At 70.9% G+C, this 18,104-nt stretch carries 19 protein-coding genes; 10 read left to right on the top strand and 9 right to left on the bottom strand.

Going from position 1 to position 18,104, the window contains the following annotated elements; genetic code table 11:
* Nucleotides 1-16: 16 nt before the first annotated feature.
* Nucleotides 17-739: a hypothetical protein gene (locus AB0G17_RS25930; RefSeq protein WP_361387423.1), complete on the bottom strand. Its 723-nt coding sequence runs from the start codon at nt 737-739 to the stop codon at nt 17-19.
* 318 nt (nt 740-1,057) lie between these two features.
* A complete protein-coding gene (locus tag AB0G17_RS25925; protein ID WP_361387420.1) occupies nt 1,058-1,744 on the bottom strand; it encodes a hypothetical protein in 687 nt (228 codons plus the stop codon).
* A 287-nt stretch (nt 1,745-2,031) separates the two neighbouring features.
* Here AB0G17_RS25925 and AB0G17_RS25920 point away from each other — a divergent pair, with 287 nt between their 5' ends.
* From AB0G17_RS25920 to AB0G17_RS25895, 6 genes are all read left to right on the top strand, one after another.
* On the top strand, nt 2,032-3,429 hold the full coding sequence (locus tag AB0G17_RS25920) for an HlyD family efflux transporter periplasmic adaptor subunit (RefSeq protein ID WP_361387417.1): 1,398 nt from the start codon (nt 2,032-2,034) through the stop codon (nt 3,427-3,429).
* Nucleotides 3,430-3,587: 158 nt separating this feature from the next.
* A complete protein-coding gene (locus AB0G17_RS25915; protein WP_361387414.1) occupies nt 3,588-4,376 on the top strand; it encodes an ABC transporter ATP-binding protein in 789 nt (262 codons plus the stop codon).
* On the top strand, nt 4,373-5,590 hold the full coding sequence (locus AB0G17_RS25910) for an ABC transporter permease (RefSeq protein ID WP_361387411.1): 1,218 nt from the start codon (nt 4,373-4,375) through the stop codon (nt 5,588-5,590). Before AB0G17_RS25915 ends, AB0G17_RS25910 begins: the two co-directional genes overlap by 4 nt.
* Before the next feature lie 89 nt (nt 5,591-5,679).
* Complete coding sequence (locus tag AB0G17_RS25905) at nt 5,680-6,411, top strand: hypothetical protein (protein WP_361387408.1); 732 nt, start codon at nt 5,680-5,682, stop codon at nt 6,409-6,411.
* 40 nt (nt 6,412-6,451) lie between these two features.
* Nucleotides 6,452-7,186 carry a response regulator transcription factor gene (locus tag AB0G17_RS25900; RefSeq protein WP_361387405.1) on the top strand — a complete coding sequence of 245 codons (735 nt, stop codon included), beginning with the start codon at nt 6,452-6,454 and terminating at the stop codon, nt 7,184-7,186.
* Nucleotides 7,187-7,198: 12 nt separating this feature from the next.
* Nucleotides 7,199-8,761 carry a HAMP domain-containing sensor histidine kinase gene (locus tag AB0G17_RS25895; RefSeq protein WP_361387402.1) on the top strand — a complete coding sequence of 521 codons (1,563 nt, stop codon included), beginning with the start codon at nt 7,199-7,201 and terminating at the stop codon, nt 8,759-8,761.
* Between the two features lie 360 nt (nt 8,762-9,121).
* Here AB0G17_RS25895 and AB0G17_RS25890 read toward each other — a convergent pair whose 3' ends face one another.
* Nucleotides 9,122-9,499: a VOC family protein gene (locus tag AB0G17_RS25890; RefSeq protein ID WP_361387399.1), complete on the bottom strand. Its 378-nt coding sequence runs from the start codon at nt 9,497-9,499 to the stop codon at nt 9,122-9,124.
* A 90-nt stretch (nt 9,500-9,589) separates the two neighbouring features.
* On the opposite strand from AB0G17_RS25890, the gene AB0G17_RS25885 reads away from it, so the two are divergent.
* Nucleotides 9,590-10,048: a MarR family transcriptional regulator gene (locus AB0G17_RS25885; RefSeq protein WP_361387396.1), complete on the top strand. Its 459-nt coding sequence runs from the start codon at nt 9,590-9,592 to the stop codon at nt 10,046-10,048.
* A 153-nt stretch (nt 10,049-10,201) separates the two neighbouring features.
* Here AB0G17_RS25885 and AB0G17_RS25880 read toward each other — a convergent pair whose 3' ends face one another.
* A complete protein-coding gene (locus AB0G17_RS25880; protein ID WP_361387393.1) occupies nt 10,202-11,641 on the bottom strand; it encodes an amidase in 1,440 nt (479 codons plus the stop codon).
* Nucleotides 11,642-11,736: 95 nt separating this feature from the next.
* Between AB0G17_RS25880 and AB0G17_RS25875 the strand changes: the two genes are divergently transcribed.
* Nucleotides 11,737-12,612 carry a helix-turn-helix domain-containing protein gene (locus tag AB0G17_RS25875; protein ID WP_361387390.1) on the top strand — a complete coding sequence of 292 codons (876 nt, stop codon included), beginning with the start codon at nt 11,737-11,739 and terminating at the stop codon, nt 12,610-12,612.
* 99 nt (nt 12,613-12,711) lie between these two features.
* Here AB0G17_RS25875 and AB0G17_RS25870 read toward each other — a convergent pair whose 3' ends face one another.
* Together AB0G17_RS25870 and sigJ are read right to left on the bottom strand one after the other, a co-directional pair.
* Nucleotides 12,712-13,116, bottom strand: coding sequence for a DUF1003 domain-containing protein (locus tag AB0G17_RS25870; RefSeq protein WP_361387387.1), 405 nt, complete (start codon nt 13,114-13,116; stop codon nt 12,712-12,714).
* Nucleotides 13,117-13,665: 549 nt separating this feature from the next.
* Entirely contained in the window at nt 13,666-14,598 is a 933-nt protein-coding gene (sigJ, locus tag AB0G17_RS25865) for an RNA polymerase sigma factor SigJ (protein WP_361387384.1), read from the bottom strand.
* Nucleotides 14,599-14,865: 267 nt separating this feature from the next.
* Here sigJ and AB0G17_RS25860 point away from each other — a divergent pair, with 267 nt between their 5' ends.
* Entirely contained in the window at nt 14,866-15,339 is a 474-nt protein-coding gene (locus AB0G17_RS25860; RefSeq protein ID WP_361387381.1) for a carboxymuconolactone decarboxylase family protein, read from the top strand.
* Nucleotides 15,340-15,667: 328 nt separating this feature from the next.
* Here the strand turns inward: AB0G17_RS25860 and AB0G17_RS25855 are convergent, their stop codons facing one another.
* From AB0G17_RS25855 to wrbA, 3 genes are all read right to left on the bottom strand, one after another.
* Nucleotides 15,668-16,081 carry a VOC family protein gene (locus AB0G17_RS25855; protein WP_361387378.1) on the bottom strand — a complete coding sequence of 138 codons (414 nt, stop codon included), beginning with the start codon at nt 16,079-16,081 and terminating at the stop codon, nt 15,668-15,670.
* Nucleotides 16,082-16,098: 17 nt separating this feature from the next.
* Entirely contained in the window at nt 16,099-16,320 is a 222-nt protein-coding gene (locus AB0G17_RS25850) for a hypothetical protein (protein ID WP_361387375.1), read from the bottom strand.
* Between the two features lie 206 nt (nt 16,321-16,526).
* Nucleotides 16,527-17,129, bottom strand: coding sequence for an NAD(P)H:quinone oxidoreductase (wrbA, locus tag AB0G17_RS25845; RefSeq protein WP_361387372.1), 603 nt, complete (start codon nt 17,127-17,129; stop codon nt 16,527-16,529).
* A 315-nt stretch (nt 17,130-17,444) separates the two neighbouring features.
* On the opposite strand from wrbA, the gene AB0G17_RS25840 reads away from it, so the two are divergent.
* Nucleotides 17,445-18,068, top strand: coding sequence for a helix-turn-helix domain-containing protein (locus tag AB0G17_RS25840; RefSeq protein WP_361387369.1), 624 nt, complete (start codon nt 17,445-17,447; stop codon nt 18,066-18,068).
* Nucleotides 18,069-18,104: the final 36 nt, after the last annotated feature.

Genomic DNA, 18,104 nt, shown 5'->3' with positions numbered 1-18,104 from the left:
AGGCATTCGCGTCGTGTCAGCCGATCTTGCGCCAGGCGCAGGTGGTGTGGACGCTTGTGCAGTGATCGAATCCGGGATTGGAGACGAAGAACTTATCGCCGTCCAGCATGCGCCATGATGGCGCCGGATAGCTGTTGCTGAACGCGCCCGAGTTCTGCTTGTCGGGTATCGATGCCCTCCCGCAGGGTTCCTTGCCGCTGGGCCCGTTCGTTGCGGTCCTCGTGTCGGCCCAAATGCCGAAGTTTCCGGTGCCGTCTACCTTGTCGGCGAACAGCTGGGCGCACTGGTCGCCTGATGTCACCTGGTTACGGCCTGGAAAGCCGCCGCTTTCGTGGGTGGTGGCCATGGCGTATTCGTCGCAGGACAGAGTCCCCAGCGACGCGTCGGCCGGACGCTTGGCCCATTTGTCCGGGCATACCACTCCGCGGCTGTCATCCTTGGTCCACGGCTGGCCGGTTTTGGGGTTCTTGACCGTGGTGTCCGTGCCGAGGTAGCTGAGCAGGGAGTCCCACCGAACCGAACCCTCGTGGTAGGGCATCTTCTGCTGCATCAGCCAGTAGTACGCACCGGCCGCCGGGTACAGGTTGGTGTCGACGGTGTACGTCGGGCTGAAGTACGGCAGCACGCAGCCGGGCCCGATGCCCTTGGGTATGTCGTCGCAGCGCGGAGCCAGCTCGCGAACGGCGTGTATGCCGCTGCTGCCGAAGTCGGCTGTGGCGGGGTTTCCTCCGGCGTCCACGGTGGCAGTGATCGACCAGCCCAGGTCGATGGTCTCCTTGCCGGTTCCGGACCACCTGGTCTGAATGGTTCCCCAGCGATCGCCGTAGATGCCGTCCGTCGCGACCTTCCAGTACGCATCGCCCGTAGGGGTGTCCGTGCTGTCCGCCCATCTGATGTTCGACGTCGCACAGTTCGCGCATACCGTGCCTGCGTCCCACCTCCGTGCCTGCGTCCCACCTCATGCGCACCCCCCTTGAGCACGGGGTCGATGTGCGTCGGCATCGGACTCATTCATCTAGGCGGACCGCACACAGCCAGGCGGAGGAGGCTCGCCCCCTCAGGCCGTCGGGCTCGCAGAAGGGGACGCGGAAGGGGACGCTGAAGACGACGGGGATCCCGAGCGGCGCTGCGGGAGCAGGGCCTTGCAGACCTGGAAGGCCTGCGCGGACTTGGGGTCCGAGGTGTTGAGGCCGCGCAGGCCGCCTCCGGCCCCCGGGGAGGCCGAGGGAAGGACGACTCCGTGGTCCTTGAGGCAGCTCGTGAAGGCCTTCATCGCGGTGCTGTTGGCACCACCGCCCCGGCCGTTGAACTGCGGGCGCTCGCTCGCGCAGGCCTGTGCGGCCTCCCGCTGGGCCGGATCGGCGGACGCCCCGCCCCCGAAGCCCCCGAACCCGCCGAACCCACCGGGGGGCCTCGTGCCGCCGCTCGCCCGGCCGGCCCCCTTCGGGCGGCCGCTGCCGCTCGGCCGGGGCGGCAACGTGACGCCGTGCTGCGCCAGGCACTGCCGGTAGGCGTCCATGCCCTTCGCCCCGCCGGAAGCGGAGGCGGAAGCGGAAGCCGCGGGCTTCGCCTCCGCGCTGGATGCCGCGTCCGAGGACGAACAGGCCGCGAGCAGCAGGCCGCACGCCGCGACGGCGCCGGCCGAGACGGCGGCCCGCACGACGACGGCGGCCCGCACGGCGAAGGCGGTGCGCGCGGCGATGGCGGTGCGCACGGTCGCCGGCCGGTGCTTGGTCCAGGTCATGTCCGGTGTCTCCTCGGTGCGTTGGACTGACGACGGCCTCGCCTGCATGAGTTGTACGGGTACGCCGTCGGCGACCCACGACTGAACCGCACCCGGGTGGGCGCCTCCGGGGGAACAGCTGGGAGTTTCCTGGACGTCCGGGCCCGCACATACCCCCGGGGCATGCATGGTGGTCCGCTATCGCCCTTAACCACCGGAATGCGAAGCCTCTTGGGTATTCGCGCTCCCAGGAAACTCCCAGAAAGCTCCCAGGTCTTCCAAAGTGCGGGCCGCCAGGATCCGCCTTCATGAAGGTGCTCCCCCGACGGCGCAAAGCCGTCCTGATCAACTCGGTGCTCGGTGTGGCCGTCCTCGCGGGTGCCGGCGGCGCCTACTCCGCGGTGACCAGCCACAGCGACACTCCGGGACGGGCCGACGCGAGAACCGTCACGGTCACCAAGAGCACGGTCCTCGCCACGGTGTCCGGCTCCGGTTCGCTGTCCTCGCCGAGCGACGCCGGGGTGAACTTCACCACCGGCGGCAAACTCACCGAGGTCGACGTCAAGCCGGGCGACAAGGTCACCCGGGGTCAGCTCCTCGGCAAGGTGGACGCCACCGCCGCCAAGGAGACCCTCGCCCAGGACGAGGCGTCGCTGACTGCCGCCCAGGCCAACCTCACCAAGGTGCAGGAAGGCCAGCCGAGTTCGAGCACCGGGTCCGGGTCCGGGTCCGGGTCCGGGTCCGGCGGCTCCCCCTCGACGCGCGGCTCCGCCAACACCGCCCCCGCCCCCACCGCCTACCCGACCGTCGACCCCGCGCAGCTCGCGCAGGCCGAGGCCCAGCTCACCCAGGCCCAGAACGCGGTGGACGCGGCGCAGCGTGCCGTGGACGGCACCACGCTCAGGGCCCCGGCGGCCGGGACCGTCGCCTCCGTATCGGCGAAGCCCGGCGACACGGTCTCCGGAACCGGCGGCAATGGCACCAGCGCGGGCAACGGCGGCGGCAGCTCCGGCAACGGCTCCAACTCCAGCTCTACGAGCGCCAGTTCATCCTCCATCCTGTCGGGCTTCGTCGTACTCACCAACCCGTCCGGCATGCAGGTCACGGCGAACTTCTCCGAGGCCGACGCACTCAAGCTCAAGCCCGGCCAGGCCGCCACCGTCACCCTCAACGCCCAGTCCGGCACCACCCTCAACGCCAAGGTCTTGTCGGTCAGTTCGCTGCCCGTCAGCAGCGGCGCCGGCTCCAGCGGAGGCGGAGGTGGAGGCGGCAACAGCGGCTCCGGCAGCGCCGTCCAGTACGCGGCCACCCTCACCATCACGAGCCCCACCTCAAACCTGCGTACGGGGCTCAGCGCGAGCATCCAGGTCGTCACGGGCGAGGCGTCCGGCGCCCTGTCGGTGCCGACCGTCGCAGTCAGCGGCACCGGCGCCAACCGCACGGTCACCGTGGTCAACGAAGACGGCAGCACGTCACGTACCCCGGTCACCGTGGGCCTGGAAGGCGACAGCGCCGACCAGATCCTCAGCGGCCTGAGCGAGGGCCAGAAGGTGCAGCTGGCCAGCGTGTCCGCGACGGGCAACGGCGGCTTCCCGAGCGGCACCTTCCCCGGCGGCCTCGGCGGCGGTGCCGGACGTACCCGTGGCGGCAGCGGCGGCGCGGGCGGCGGCTTCCGCACCGGTGGCGGCGGAGGTGGCCGCGGATGACGCCACCCCCGTGGCCACGCAAAGCCGCGACGCCGACCCCGTGGACGCGCAAAATCGCAGCGTCATCCCTGTGGCCACGTAGAACCCCGGCCCTGCCCGAGGCGCCATCCGAATCCAACACCGACAACGGGCCCTGGGACCCTGCGCCCGTCATCGAGGTGCGCTCACTGATCAAGACGTACGGGCACGGCGACGCAGCCGTTCACGCCCTCAGCGGCCCCGTCGACCCGGTGAGCGGCCGGGCCCTGGGCGTCGAACTCGTCGTCCAGCAGGGCGACTTCGTCGCCGTCATGGGCAGCTCCGGCTCCGGCAAGTCGACCCTGATGAACATCCTGGGCTGCCTCGACGTACCCACCTCCGGCCGGTATCTGCTCGACGGAATCCACGTCGGCGGCCTCGACGAGCACCAGCTCTCCCTCGTCCGTAACCGCAAGATCGGTTTCGTCTTCCAGTCGTTCAACCTGGTGCCGCGTACCCCCGCGCTGGCCCAGGTCGAGCTGCCGCTGGCGTACGCGGGTGTGAAGCCCGCCGAGCGGCGCCGACGGGCCGAGGCGGCGCTCACCCTCGTCGGACTCGCCGACCGGATGGACCACCGCCCCAACGAACTCTCCGGCGGCCAGCAGCAGCGCGTCGCCGTCGCCCGCGCCCTGGTCACCGCACCCGCGATGCTCCTCGCCGACGAACCGACCGGCAACCTCGACAGCCACAGCACCGAGGAGGTGCTCGCCGTCGTCGACCGGCTGAACGCGGCCGGGCGCACCGTCGTCCTCATCACCCACGAGAACGAAGTCGCCCGCCACGCCAAGCGGGTCATCCGGCTCGTCGACGGAAGGATCGTCGACGACGTGCGCCAGGCACCCGTGGACGGCCCGCCGCCCGCCCTGCGCAAGGACGACTCAGCACCTGCCCTGCACGACAGCAACTCCCTGGTCGGAGGCGGCCGGTGAACCCGTTCCAGACACTGCGCTTCGCCTTCGGCGGACTCGCGGCGAACAAAGTGCGCTCCGCCCTGACCATGCTCGGGGTGCTGATCGGTGTGGCCGCGGTCATCGTGCTGCTCGCCGTCGGCAACGGCTCCTCGCAAGCCGTGAAGGACTCGATCGAGAAGCTCGGCACCAACGCCCTCACGGTGTCGTCGGGCGGCGGCTTCGGCGGCTCGCGCTCCTCCGGCGCCACCGCCACCAAGCCGCTGACCGTGGACGACGCACGCGCGCTCGCCGACCCCGCGTCCGCGCCGCACATCGAGTCGGTCGCCCCCGAGACCACCACCTCACAGACCGCGCTGTACGAGGGCACCTCACACACCGTCAGCCAGGTGGTGGGCACCTACCCCGCGTACTTCAAAGCGTCCAACAGCAAGGTGTCCAAGGGCGACTACTTCAGCTCGGACGACGTACTCGGCTCGCGCAAGGTGGCCGTGATCGGCTCGACCACGGCGACCGATGTCTTCGGCACGGCCGACCCCGTCGGCAAGAAGATGACGCTCGGCGGCACCCCGTTCACAGTGGTCGGGGTCCTCGCCACCAAGGGCGGCACCGGGTTCCAGGACCCGGACGACGTGGTGGTCGCACCGCTGCCCACCGTGCAGAACGCGTTCACCGGCTTCGGCGCGATCGGCCAGATCCTCGTCGAGGCCAAGTCGGCCGACGCGACGACGCCGGCGCAGAACGAGATCACGACCGTCCTGATGGGCCGGCACGGCATCAAGGACCCGAACGCGCTCGACTTCCGGGTCAGCAGCCAGGCCTCCCTGCTCACCACGCAGGCGGACACCAACAAGACGTTCACGGTGCTGCTCGGCGCGGTGGCGGCGATCTCCCTGCTCGTCGGCGGGATCGGCATCACCAACATCATGCTCGTCACGGTGACCGAGCGGACCCGGGAGATCGGCATCCGCAAGGCGATCGGAGCACCACGGGGCGTCATCCTCGGGCAGTTCCTCGCCGAGTCGACACTGCTCTCGCTCATCGGCGGCGGGCTCGGCGTCGCGGCGGGCCTCATCGGCTCGCACTTCACGATCGTCGGCATCAAGCCGGTGATCATCCCCGAATCGGTCGTCGGCGCGTTCGCCATCGCCGTGGCCATCGGGCTGTTCTTCGGCGGCTACCCGGCCAACCGGGCCGCGAGCCTGCGGCCCATCGAAGCCCTGCGGCACGAGTGACCCCCATGCACGGATGTGACGAGCATGGATGTACGGACACGACGAACACGGATGTACGGACACGGATGTACGGACAGGGAGAAGCTGACATGTTCGGCAACGCCGAGACCTTGGAGAGCGCCGGCCCTACGGAGACCGGCAGCCCCGCGCAGACCGGCAGCCCGACGCAGACCGGCAGCCCCACGCAAGCCGACAGCCCCGCGCAGACCGGCAGCCCGACGCAGACCGCCAGCCCCGAGGACATCCTCGCCGAACCACCCGACGCCCGGGACATCTCGGCCGAGCTGAACGCGCCGCCCCGGCCGCGGCTGCCGTGGCTGACGCTGCTGCTCTCCGGCGGCCTGGTGGCGGGACTCGCCTTCACCGCGGGCGCCCTGGTGGAGAAGAACCAGAACCAGGGCTCGTCGTCGGCCACCCAGCGCACACCGTCCGCGGCCGGGGCACGTGGCGGCTCCGCGCAGGGCGGCCAGCGCCAGGGCTTCGGCGCCGGGCAGGGCGGGCAGCGTCCGGGCTTCGGCTCCGGGCAGGGCGGCCAGCGCCAGGGCGACGGCACCGGCCCGGGCGCGGCGGGCGGTCTCACCATCGGTACGGTGAAGCTCGTCGACGGCACAACCATCTACGTCACCGACACCCAGGGCAACGTCGTCAAGGTCACCACGGTCGGCAGCACCCAGGTCACCGAGGCCAAGAGCGGCAAGGTGTCCGATCTGCAGCCGGGTCAGACAGTGACCGTGCGCGGCAGTCAGAATGCCTCCGGGGACGTCGCGGCGACCACCGTCACCCAGGGCGGCGCGAGCGGCTTCGGCGGTGGCCGGGGCTGACCGCGCGCCCACCGCCCACGCCGCCACGAGGAGGAACCCGATGGCCCCGACGGACACGGCCACGGCCGAGGCGAGCCTGCTCGTCGTCGACGACGAGCCCAACATCAGGGAGTTGCTCTCGGCCTCGCTGCGCTTCGTCGGCTTCAAGGTCGTCTCGGCGGCCACCGGGGCCGACGCGCTCGCGGCCGTCGCCAAGGAGCGCCCGGACCTGGTGGTGCTCGATGTGATGCTGCCCGACATGACCGGATTCGCCGTCGTGCGCAGACTCCGCGAGGAAGCCGGCGGCGGCCCGGGCCCCGACCATCTGCCGGTGCTCTTCCTCACCGCCAAGGACGGCGTCGACGACAAGATCAGTGGGCTGACGGCGGGCGGCGACGACTACGTCACCAAGCCGTTCAGCCTGGAGGAGCTGATTGCCCGGATCCGCGCGATCCTGCGCCGCACCGGCGGCCCGAGCAGCGAGGGCCGCCTGGTGGCCGGCGATCTCGAACTCGACCCGCTGGGCCACCAGGTCCTGCGCGCGGGGCGGCCCGTCTCGCTCTCCCCCACCGAGTTCAAACTGCTCGCCTACCTGATGACCAACGCCGACCGGGTGGTGTCCAAGCCGCAGATCCTCGACCACGTGTGGGCGTACGACTTCGGCGGCGACCTCAGCATCGTCGAGTCGTACATCTCGTACGTGCGCCGCAAGGTGGACTCCGGGGCCGACGGCGCACCCAAGCTCATCCACACCGTGCGCGGCATCGGCTACGTGCTGCGCCGCCCGCAGTCCTGAGGTGGCCGCGCGATGCTGAGATACCTCCGCGCGCGGCTCGGGTGGCTGCCGCGCCGCGTCTCCGCGCTGTCGCTGCGCTCCCGGCTCGTACTGCTGGCCATGGCCATGGTGGCGCTCGGACTGACGGTGAGTGACACCGTCGTCCTGAACTCGGTCCGCGGCCAGCTCGTGCAACGGGTGGACCAGCAACTGAGCCGGTTCGGCGACTCGGTGGCGCGCCGGGTCGGCGTCGAGGGCACCCCGGCGCCGCACGCGGCCCGAGCGGGCGGCGGCCGGGCCTGGCTGCCCAGCCAGTACGTGATCGCGTTCGCGGCCGACGACGGCAAGATCACCGACCAGTTCCGCCAGCCCGTCGCCGCGGGCGACCCCCGGCCGCTGTGGCCGGTGATGGACGCGAAGGCGCTCCAGACCCGCCTCGGCAAACCCTTCGAGGTACCCAGCGACCACGGCGGCGGCAGCTGGCGGATGTTGATCGTGCCGGTGTCCATGCCGGTGTCCGGCGGCGACCCGGCGCTGCCTGCCGGAGTGGTCGTGGCGGCACCCCTGGAAGAGGTCTCGTCGACGGTCGACCACCTGGCCACCGCGTTCCAGCTCATCGGTGTCGTCGTGGCGCTGCTGCTCGGGGTGGCGGGCTGGTTCGCGGTACGGGCGGGGCTGCGCCCGCTGCGCCGTATCGAGGCCACCGCGGCGGAGATCGCCGCGGGACGCCCGCTCTCGCACCGGATGCCGGACGCCTCACCGCGTACCGAGGCGGGCCGGCTGACCAGCGCGCTCAACGGAATGCTGGCGCAGCTGGAGTCGGCGTTCGCGGCGCGCGCCGAGTCGGAGGAGCAGATGCGGCGCTTCGTCGCGGACGCCAGCCACGAACTGCGCACCCCGCTGGCCGGCATCCGGGGCTTCGCCGAGCTGTACCGGATGGGCGCCCTGCCCGACGAGGCCGATGTGAAGCGCACGATGGCCCGCATCGAGAGCGAGGCGGTGCGCCTGGGCGGTCTGGTCGAGGACCTGCTCACCCTGGTACGCATGGACGAGCAGCGGCCGCTCCAGCTCGCCCCCATGGACCTGCGCACCCTGGCCGTCGACGCCCTGCACGACTCGAGGGCCCTCGACCCGACGCGTTCCGTCACACTGACCGGGCCGGGCGGCACGGGCGCGCCCGGGCCCGCCCCGGTACTCGGCGACGAGGCGCGGCTGCGCCAGGTGGTCGCGAACCTCGTCGGCAACGCCGTCGCGCACACACCACCGGGCTCTCCGGTACGCATCGGGGTGGGCACCGCGGACGGCCACGGCATCATCGAGGTCGCCGACTCGGGCCCCGGTCTCGCGCCCGAGCAGGCAGCCCGGGTCTTCGAACGGTTCTACCGCGTGGACGCCTCACGCAGTCGGCAGACCGGCGGCGGCGCCGGCCTGGGTCTGGCCATCGCCTCGGCACTGGTCCAGGCCCACGGGGGCCGGGTGGAGCTGGAGACGGCCCCGGGCGAGGGCGCGGTCTTCCGGGTGTCGATCACAGCCGCGGCCACGGCCACGGCCACCGCGCCGGACCCGTCCGGTGTCCGGCCGACGCGAAGCCAGTGAACCGGTTGCCTGTTCACGCTTGATCCCTCCCCAGCAGGGAGCGTCTTCGACCACACAGACCCGGCTGGAGAGCCGGACCGCACCGCGCCAACCGGTACCACCGCAGGTGGGAACGGAGCGCCGGGCCGGCGAGCTCGCCCGAGTACAGCGCCACGACGCCAGGCTGGTGCTGAAGCCGCCCCCCACGGCTGCGGACCGAGCCCGGATCCACGCAGGCGCCCGCCCCGAGGACGAGCGCCTCGCGGTGCCGGCCGAAACCCTGGACGCGCTGGTCCGGCCGGGCCGAGGTCTGCTACGCCGGGGGAAAGCCGGAACGGGGCGTTCTCTTTGGCTGTCCTGGCCTGCCCCTCGCGGGCGCGGTCAGTTCCCGTGGGCGGTGATGGCGTACCCCTCGGGGCCGAGGAAGGTGAACATCCTACCGAACGGGCCGTCCTCCGGCTCCCTGACGATGGGGGTCCCGGCGGCCTGGAGGCGGTCGTGGAGGGCGTCGGCGTCGCTGGTCTTGAACCACAGGGCGACGCCGAGGCCGGGCCGCTGCACGCTGTCGAGGTCCACGCCCGGCAGGGGCTCGCGGACGGCGAACGCGATCGGCTCAGTGGTGAACACCACGGCGCCGGGGGGCGAGGCGGGCGCCCGGCGCAGCCCGAGCTGCGTCTCGAAGAAGGCAGCGGCCGTGTCGACGTCGCGTACCTGCAGTGCGATGAAGTCGGGCCCGGCGACGGAAACGGTGGTGGTCATGGGTGCTCCTGCTCCTCAGACGTGCTCAATGTCAGGACTTTGACATATGCGACGGTAGGCGTTTCCGCTCAGCTATGTCAAACTCCTGACATGAGTGATGGGACGACCACCGACCCGACCCCGCCCGCCGACGTCACTGAGCGACTGGGCTACCGCCTGAAGCGGGCGGCGGCCGCCCTGCGTGGCGCGATGGACAGGGCCTTGCGTGAGCACGGCCTGACCGTGCCGCAGTACGCCTGCCTCGAACTCCTCGACCAGCGCCCCGGGCTGTCCAACGCCGAACTGGCCCGCGGCACCTTCGTCACCCGGCAGTCCATGAACGTCGTCCTGCGCGCACTGCAGGACGCCGGCCTCATCACCCGCGCGACCACGACCGACCATGGCCGCGCCCTGCCCGCGCACCTCACCGAGGAGGGCCACCGCCGCCTCGCCGCGGCACGCTCTGCCGTCTACACCATCGACCAGCAGCTGACCGACGCCGTCCCGCCGAGACGCCTCGCCTCCCTTCTCACCGACCTGGACCGCATGGCGGAAACACTCGGTGGGTGAACCGGGCTGCAGCTCGATGAGTGGGCGTCGTGTTCCGAGGCGCCCTCCTCGCGATGGCCCCCTCCTCGCGATGGCGCCCTCCTCGCCATGGCTCCCTCCTCGCCATGGTCCCCGCGTCTGCGGGAAGTAGGACGTCGGGGAGAGCCTCCGTACTCAGCTGACAGGCGGGCGGCGACCGGTCCAGGGGTGGGCGAGTTCGAGGGTGCGGGACACCTGGAGCAGGAGGTCTTCCCGCCAGGGTGCCGCCACGATCTGGACGCCGACGGGCAGGCCGGTGGCCTCGTCGTGGTGGATCGGGAGGGAGATCGCGGGCTGGCCGGTCACGTTGAACACCGATGTGAACACCCCCATCGGGTAACTGTTCACCAGCGCCCTCAGGGGATCGTCGTGGGTGCCTGGCCGCCAGGCACCCACGAGTGGCGGAAGGCAGGCCATCGTCGGCGTGACGAGGAGGTCGAATCCGGCGAGGAAGCCTTCGACGATGCGCCGCGACAACTGCTGGGCCTTCCTCGCCCCTTCCGCGTACGCCCAGGAGTCGATCCCTCGCGCCGCCTCACGCAGGGCGCGATTGTGCGGCTCGACACGGTCCGGCTCCGCGAGGACGATTCCGGCGCCGCCGACGTTCCACAGGGCCGTGAACGCCGCGACCAGTTCGTCGGTCGACGGCAGTGGAAGGGGTGTGTCGACGACGTGTTGACCGGCCGATTCGAGGGTCCGGAGTACGACATCGACGGCCGCCATACACGCCGGGTGCACACGTATCCCGTCGATCGGGGAGTCGGTGAGCGCACCGACGCGCAGCCCGGTCGGCATGTCCGTCCCGATCGCGGCGGCGAAGGACGTACGCGGCGTCGGAGGCGACCACCACGCGGCCGGATCATGACGCGCCAGCACATCGAGGGCCGCCGCGGTGTCCGCCACCGAGCGGGTGACCACGCCACTGGTGCCGAGACCCTCCACCTCCACGGTGGCGTTGGTGACCAGACCGCGGGTGGGTTTGAGGCCGACGACGCCGTTGCACGACGCGGGGATCCGTATCGACCCACCGCCGTCCTCCGCATGGGCGATGGGCGCCATCCCGGCGGCGACGGCAGCGCCCGCGCCGCTCGACGACCCGCCGGGCGTACGGTCCGGGTCCCACGGGTTGCGCGAGACGCCCAGGGCGTCGCTCTCGGTGAAGGGCAGGCTGCCGAACTCGGAGGTGGTGGTCTTGCCGAGCAGGACGAAGCCCGCGTCCACGAACCGTCGTACAACCGGGTCCGACGCCCCGGCCGGTGCCTGCCCGGCGCCGGCCGACCCATGGGTGGTGGGCCATCCGGCGACGTCGACGAGGTCCTTGACCGGCAGCGGAACGCCGTGGAACGGCGGGAGGTCGTCGGTCGACGTGGCCCGCGCCACCGCGTCGGCCGCCACGGACGCGGCTTTGCGGACGTCGTCGTCGGCCCGGTGGCAGAAGGCGTTCAGCTTGGGGTCGAGTTGGTCCATCCGCTCGAGAAAGCAGTCGGCCACCTCGACCGGACTCACCTCCTTCCGGCGGATTGCCGCGGCGAGTTCGACGGCGGGCGTGAACGGGTCGATCGGTGAGCGCGTCACAAACGGTCCTTCCTGATACGGGACTTGCAGGAGCCATCAGTGTCGGCGCGGCCCGGACGTGGCGTCTTGGATGAATGTTCGCGTAGCTTGGCGCCATGCGACCCGCTGTGCGACCTGCCATGCGACCTGCCGAGCGAGCCCATGACGCCGCGTCCATGTGGGACATCACCACCCCGTCGCGACGCGGTCGGCTGCCGGGGGTCAGCATGGCCGGATTCCGGGCCCGTACGACCGACCTCGTCGACCTGGGCGTGGTCCCGTACCCGGCCGTCACGGTGGCCGTCGACCTCGGTGACGAGCCGATCGTCGTCGACGACTTCAGCGGCGGGCAGCGAAGCGGCAGCGTCGTCGTAGGGCTCGCGTCCGGCGGCGTTCGCGGGCGCGGCCGGGGCATCGAGTGCCTGCAGATGCGGCTGTCGCCGCCGGTCGCGCACGCGGTGCTGGGCCCTTGTGCAGAGTTGAGCACCACGGTGGTATCCCTCGAAGACCTCTGGGGCCGCGCCGCCGCGCGCACCCAGGAGCAGCTGCGCGCCGCCGGGTCATGGGACGACCGGTTCGCGATAGCGGAGGCCGCACTCGTACGGCGCTACGAGGCCGGACGGGCGGTCGAACCTGAAGTCGCCTTCGTGTGGGGGCAGATGGTGACGAACCTGGGAGGGGTCCGGATCGAGCCGCTTGCGGCCGAGGTCGGCTGGAGCCGTAAGCGTCTGTGGTCCCGGTTCCGGGCCCAGATCGGTCTCCACCCCAAGCGCGCCGCTCAGCTCGTCCGTTTCGACCATGCGGCACACCGTCTGGCCGCGGGTCACACTGCGTCACGGGTGGCGGCGGAGGTAGGCTACGTCGATCAGTCCCACCTCCATCGGGACGTCATGGCCTTCGCCGGTGTGACGCCGACGGCCGTCGCGGCTGCGCCGTGGCTGGCGGTCGACGACGTCGCGTGGGCTGCTCCCGCGTACCTGTCGACGTCTTGACCCGCGGTCTGCTTCCGGCAGGCGCGGGGGCCAGCGGCGCGGGGGCCAGGGGCACGGGGTCGGTGGCGCGGGTCACGAGGGAAGTGAGGCTGCGGCGGCTTACTGCTTCTCGGGGGTGGTCAGCAACCGGCGGTGGAGTTCCGCGGTCATCGTGTGGATGGCTCGGGTCAGCTCGGTGTTCGTCTTGAGCTCCAGTTCCTGCTCGACGAAGTCGTGATCGGCTTTCGCCTGCTGGAACTCGGCCTGCCGGTTCTGGCCGATCATGACGAACGTCGAAAGGAAGATCGCCTCAAGGGATACGACGAGGGTCAGCATGGGCCATGGGTTCGACTCCACGAACAGCATCCAGAGCCCGAAACCGACCGCATGAAGATAGACGAACTTCATGGAGCCGGCGAACTTGGTGATCGCATCGGCGATGCGCAACTGGGTGTCGCCGGCGCGGTGGGTTCGGTGCGCGACGACGACTGGATGATGCTGCCTCGTACCGCCAGGATCGCTCATCTTCGACTGCCTGCTTCCTTGGGTCGACAATGTCCCAGACTGCGATGTCGCTGCATGGTGCCAGACTCTCCGAGGAGCGGACTCATTGACAGGAGCAGCGGTCCGTCCTTGCCTGTCAGGCAGGGTGCTGGATCGCCGGTCCCGGCGTCGCTCACGCCGCCTACGCCGCCCTTGCCACCGGTGCCATTGAGTGTGGCGGCGCCACCGAACCCTCCAGTGCATCCGTTGCCGTCGGCGCCGGCCGCGCCGCCGGTGCCGCCCCGGCCACCGAGCCCACCGTTGCTCCCCACGCCATTGGCTCCATTACCACCGGGGAACCCGAGGGCGCCGAGGCCGGTGTGGGTACGGACAACGCCCCCATTGTTCTGTGCCGTTGCGGAGGCGAGCACTGGGGTAGCGGCGAGGCCGGCTACAGCACTGGAGTTCCAGTGCGAGCACTGGAGTTCAGGTGCGAGCACTGGGACTCCCCCTGTGAGGAACTCCAAGGCACCAAGAGCTGTATCGATGTTCCTCAGAGCCGGACTGTCGCTGCCCCGGGGGGCGGGTGGACTATTTCACCGGCAGCCGCGCCAAATCAGAAACTGATCCGAGATGGCCGAGCTTGTCAGGGTTGGACACGGAGCGGATCGCCTGGATCATGCCGTCGGCGATGTCGAGCTCGACCACGTTGACCACGCGCCCTTCGGCGTCGTATGTCACGACGCCCGGGCGGCCGTTGACCCAGGCCGGCCGGAGGTCGGCGCCAAGCTTCCGGAGTCGGCGGATCCCGCCGACGAACAGTTGGCCGACGCGCTGCGGCTCGGCCACCGGGTTCCTGGTCGCCCGCGCCTTGCCGCCGCCGTCCCCGTGGAAGACCACCTCGGGCGCGAGCATGCCGAGCAGAGCGTCCATGTCTCCGCCCTCGGCGGCCTCGAAGAACCTACGGGCGAGCTCCTCGCCCTCCGCCCGCCGCGCCGGGGGCGGCGCGCTGTCGGCGTCCTGGCCTGCGGCGGCGATGCGCTTTCTGGCGCGGGCGAAGATCTGTCGGCAGTTGGCCTCGGACTTGCCGATGGCCCTCGCCACGTCCGGGTAGCCGTACCCGAACGCCTCGCGCAGCATGAACACCGCCCGCTCCACCGGGGAGAGGGCCTCAAGGAGTACGAGAAACGCCATCGACAGGGAGTCGGCCAGCTCGGCGTGCTCGGCCGGCCCCGGCCGGTCGGTGGACACGACGACCGGCTCGGGTAGCCAGTTCCCCACGTAGGTCTCCCGCCGCACCCGCGCCGAACTCAGGTAGTTGATTCCCAGCCGTGTCACCGCCGTGGTCAGATACGCCTTCGGAGCGGCGATCGCAGTACCTGCCTGGTACGCCCGGGTCAGACCGAGGAACGCGTCCTGCACGATGTCCTCGGCGTCGCCCACCGATCCGGTCATCCCGTAGGCGATGGAGAACATCAGTGGCCGGTAGCCCGCCTCGTCCGTCACACCCGTTGAGCTTGGCACGGAACCCCTCCCCAACTCACTTACTGCGGCGCTCAGCCGAGCTCGCTGCTTCGCCGTGTCGTCCAAGATCCACACGGCGTCCAGCAGGGTATCCGAGGCGCCCGGCCCGGCCGTCAGTACGTCGCACGGCCATCAGCACGTCGCCCGGCCGTCAGCACGTCGTCGGCACCTCAGAGGGGAGACTCACGTCACATTCGCCGCTGTCACAGCTTGCCGGGGTGCCCTGTCTTAGAGGGGCGACAGCGAACAACGACACAGGAGTGCACGATGAATGCTCGGTTGAACCTCTTCGCCAGCCCGGTCGCAGTCAAGGCGTGGAAGCACATCATCGCGGCGAGCAAGGCGCTCGGGGACTCGACGCTGCCGTCCGCGACGCGCGAACTGGTCATGCTCCGCGCCAGCCAGATCAACGGCTGCGCCGGATGCATCGACATGCACACCAAAGACGCCGCTGCCGCCGGTGAGTCCCCGGTGCGCCTCCACTTGGTGGCGGCCTGGCGGGAAGCCACCGTCTTCACCGATGCCGAACGCGCCGCCCTGGAGCTGACGGAGGAGGGCACTCGTATCGCGGACGCGGCCGGCGGTGTCTCGGACGAGGTCTGGGCGAACGCCGCCAAGCACTACGACGAGGACCAGCTCGCCGCCCTGGTGACCCAGATCGCCGTCATCAACGCCTTCAACCGCGGGAACGTCATCGTCCAGACGCCCGCCGGCGACTACCAGCCCGGCCAGCACGGATAACCACCCGATCCCGATCGCCAACGCCAGTCGCCGAGTCCGCCGCGCGGGATTCGGGCCATCGCGCCTCCGTCAGCGCCCTCCGGTCGAGCGGCCGGCGGGTTCCGGGTCGCGGTCCGGTTTCTCCGTGGGCTGCCTGCCGGTGAGGGGCCTTCCTACGCGACGCCCATCCCGTTCGCGGCCGGCCACTTGTCCCGACCTGGCGCCGACACTGGGCGGCAGCAGCGCGTACGGGACGGTGGCTTCCACGGCGCTCGGGCGCATCGGCCGTGTGGCGCATGCTCAGAGGTGACACCGGCCGCGGTCCGCGCCGACGCGGGCGCGGTCGCCGTCACTGGCTCCGCAGCGAAAACGTATGCCCCGCCGGATCCGAATACAGCCGGGTGTCGTGCGGACCCCCGTTGTCCTTCGTGTCCAGCGGGCGGCCGCCCAGCGCGATCACCTGGCGCTCGACCGCGTCCATGTCGTCGCGGGCCACCAGCAGCTCCAAGTGCGCCTGCTGGGAGTCGTCGGGGCGCGGCCAGCTGTTGGGGGCGGCGCCGTGGTCGCGGCGGAAGGCCATCCTCGTACCGCCGCGGCCGGTGATCTCGATCCGCTCGATGTCGCGCTCCACGGGCGGCTCCGCACCGAGCAGTTTGGCGTAGAACTCCGCGAGCGCTTCCGGCTCGGCGCAGTCGAGGGCGAGGACCGCCGCATCCACCAGTCCGGTCGACTGCGTCGTCACCCTCTTCGACAAGGCTTCCATCTCAGATTCTCCACGCCTCAGTAGTAACGGCGGTCCTCTTCGACCACAGTCGCGGCAGGAGGCGGTGCCTGGAGCCGCCGGCGCTTGAAGATGCTGACGTAGGCGGCCGTTCCTATGATGCCGACGGCCATCAGGACGAGACCGGCCACATGGATGTTCATGCCCTGCACATGCCAGTCGACCGCGAACGTGAGAATCGCTCCGGCCCCTATCAGCAGAATGCATCCGCCCAGACCCATGGCTGTACCTCCGAACTCGACTGCACGTACGGTCGATTGGTACGGGTGCCCCTGAGCGGCCGCACCTAACACCCACGGGCCGCACCGCGTCGATGCACACGTCGAAGCACACGTCGGTGCACGCGTCGATGTACAGCGTCGATGCACGCGTCGGTGCCCCGACCGTGACGTACGGCCGGGGCACCGAAGGGACGGAGCGGGATCGGTCAGCGCGTCCCCGCCAGCAGCCGCGCCGCGATGGTCGCGAGGCGCTCGCCCTGGTAGCGGGCCGCCACCAGCGTCCCCTCGGAGACGGGCTCGGAGCCCGCGTGCGCCGTGCCGTACGGGTTGCCGCCCGCGCCGTACACGACCGGGTCGGTGTAGCCGGGCGCGACGATGATCGAGCCCCAGTGGTGGAACGTGTTGTACAGCGCGAGCGTCGTCGACTCGTTGCCGCCGTGCGCGTTGAAGGCACTGGTGAAGCCGGTGGCGGGCTTGTCCGCCATGACACCCCGCTGCCACAGGCCGCCCGCGGTGTCGATGAACTGCTTCAACTGCGCGGCTATGTTGCCGAATCGGGTCGGCGAGCCGAGCGCGTACGCGTTCGCCCACTCCAGGTCGTCGAGCGTGGCGACCTCGACGTCCTTGGTGGCCTCGACGTGCTCGCGCCAGGCCGGGTTGGCGTCGATGGCGGCCTCCGGGGCGAGCTCGGGGACCCTGCGCAGCCGGACCTCGGCGCCGGCCTTCTCGGCACCTTCGGCGACCGCCTTGGCGAGCTGGTGGACGTTGCCGGTGGACGAGTAGTAAATGACCGCGACCTTGGCGCTCATGGCGAGGCCCCTCCCAAGCAGAGATCGTAAGACGTACGTAGGCGTGAACCGGATAGCTATCCGGTTCCCTTGATCACGAGTAAATCGGATAGGAATCCACTTCGCAAGGGATTGCGGCCTCGCGATTACCCGTCCGTGAGCGGTCCCGACGCCTCGCCGACCGCTCCAGCGAGCGGAACCGGGTGCTCCGGTGACTGAGGCCAGCTACTCCGGGGCTGAAACCCCCTGCTCAGACGGCCGGAGTCCGCTGCTCCTGGGGGCGAAATCCGCCCGCCCCTGCGATCGAAGCGGATAGCTATCCGATAGCCTCGGGCCATGACCCGCATCGAGCTCGCCGTCACGGGCCAGGTGCCGCCGGAGCGCGCGGACGCCGCCCGCAACCGCCGGAAGATCCTCGACGCGGCGGCCCGGCTGGCCGCCGAGCAGGGGCCCCAGGCCATCACCATGAACGCGGTCGCCCACGCCGCCCGCATGGGCGTCGGCACGGTCTACCGCCGCTTCGGCGATGTGGGCCAGCTCCTCTTCGCCCTCATGGACGACAGCGAGCAGCGCTTCCAGCAGGCGTTTTTGACCGGCCCCCCGCCGCTCGGCCCCGGCGCCCCGCCCGCCGACCGGCTGCGCGCCTTCCTGCACGCACTCGCCGACCGGGTCGTGGAGCAGCGCGAGATCATGCAGATGGCGGAGGCCGCGTCACCGAGCGCGCGCTACAGCACGGCGGTGTACGCGACGCTGCACACCCATGTGTCGGTGCTCCTGCGCCAGGCGCGCCCCGAGACGGACACGGCGATCCTGGCGCATCTGCTCCTCGCGCCGTTCGTGCCGAGCCTGATCGAGCATCTCATGGCCGGACCGCGGGCGACGCCGGAGCGCATCAAGGCGGGCATCGACGACCTGCTCGGACTGGAGCCCGGGGCCGCCCGCACGGGGGATGGTTTCTGACGCCGGAAAGCTCACCCGACCGGCCGACCGAGGCGA

This window comes from Streptomyces sp. NPDC023838, assembly GCF_040639555.1.
Taxonomy (GTDB): Bacteria; Actinomycetota; Actinomycetes; order Streptomycetales; family Streptomycetaceae; genus Streptomyces.
This window is presented reverse-complemented; position numbering and strand designations above follow the sequence as displayed.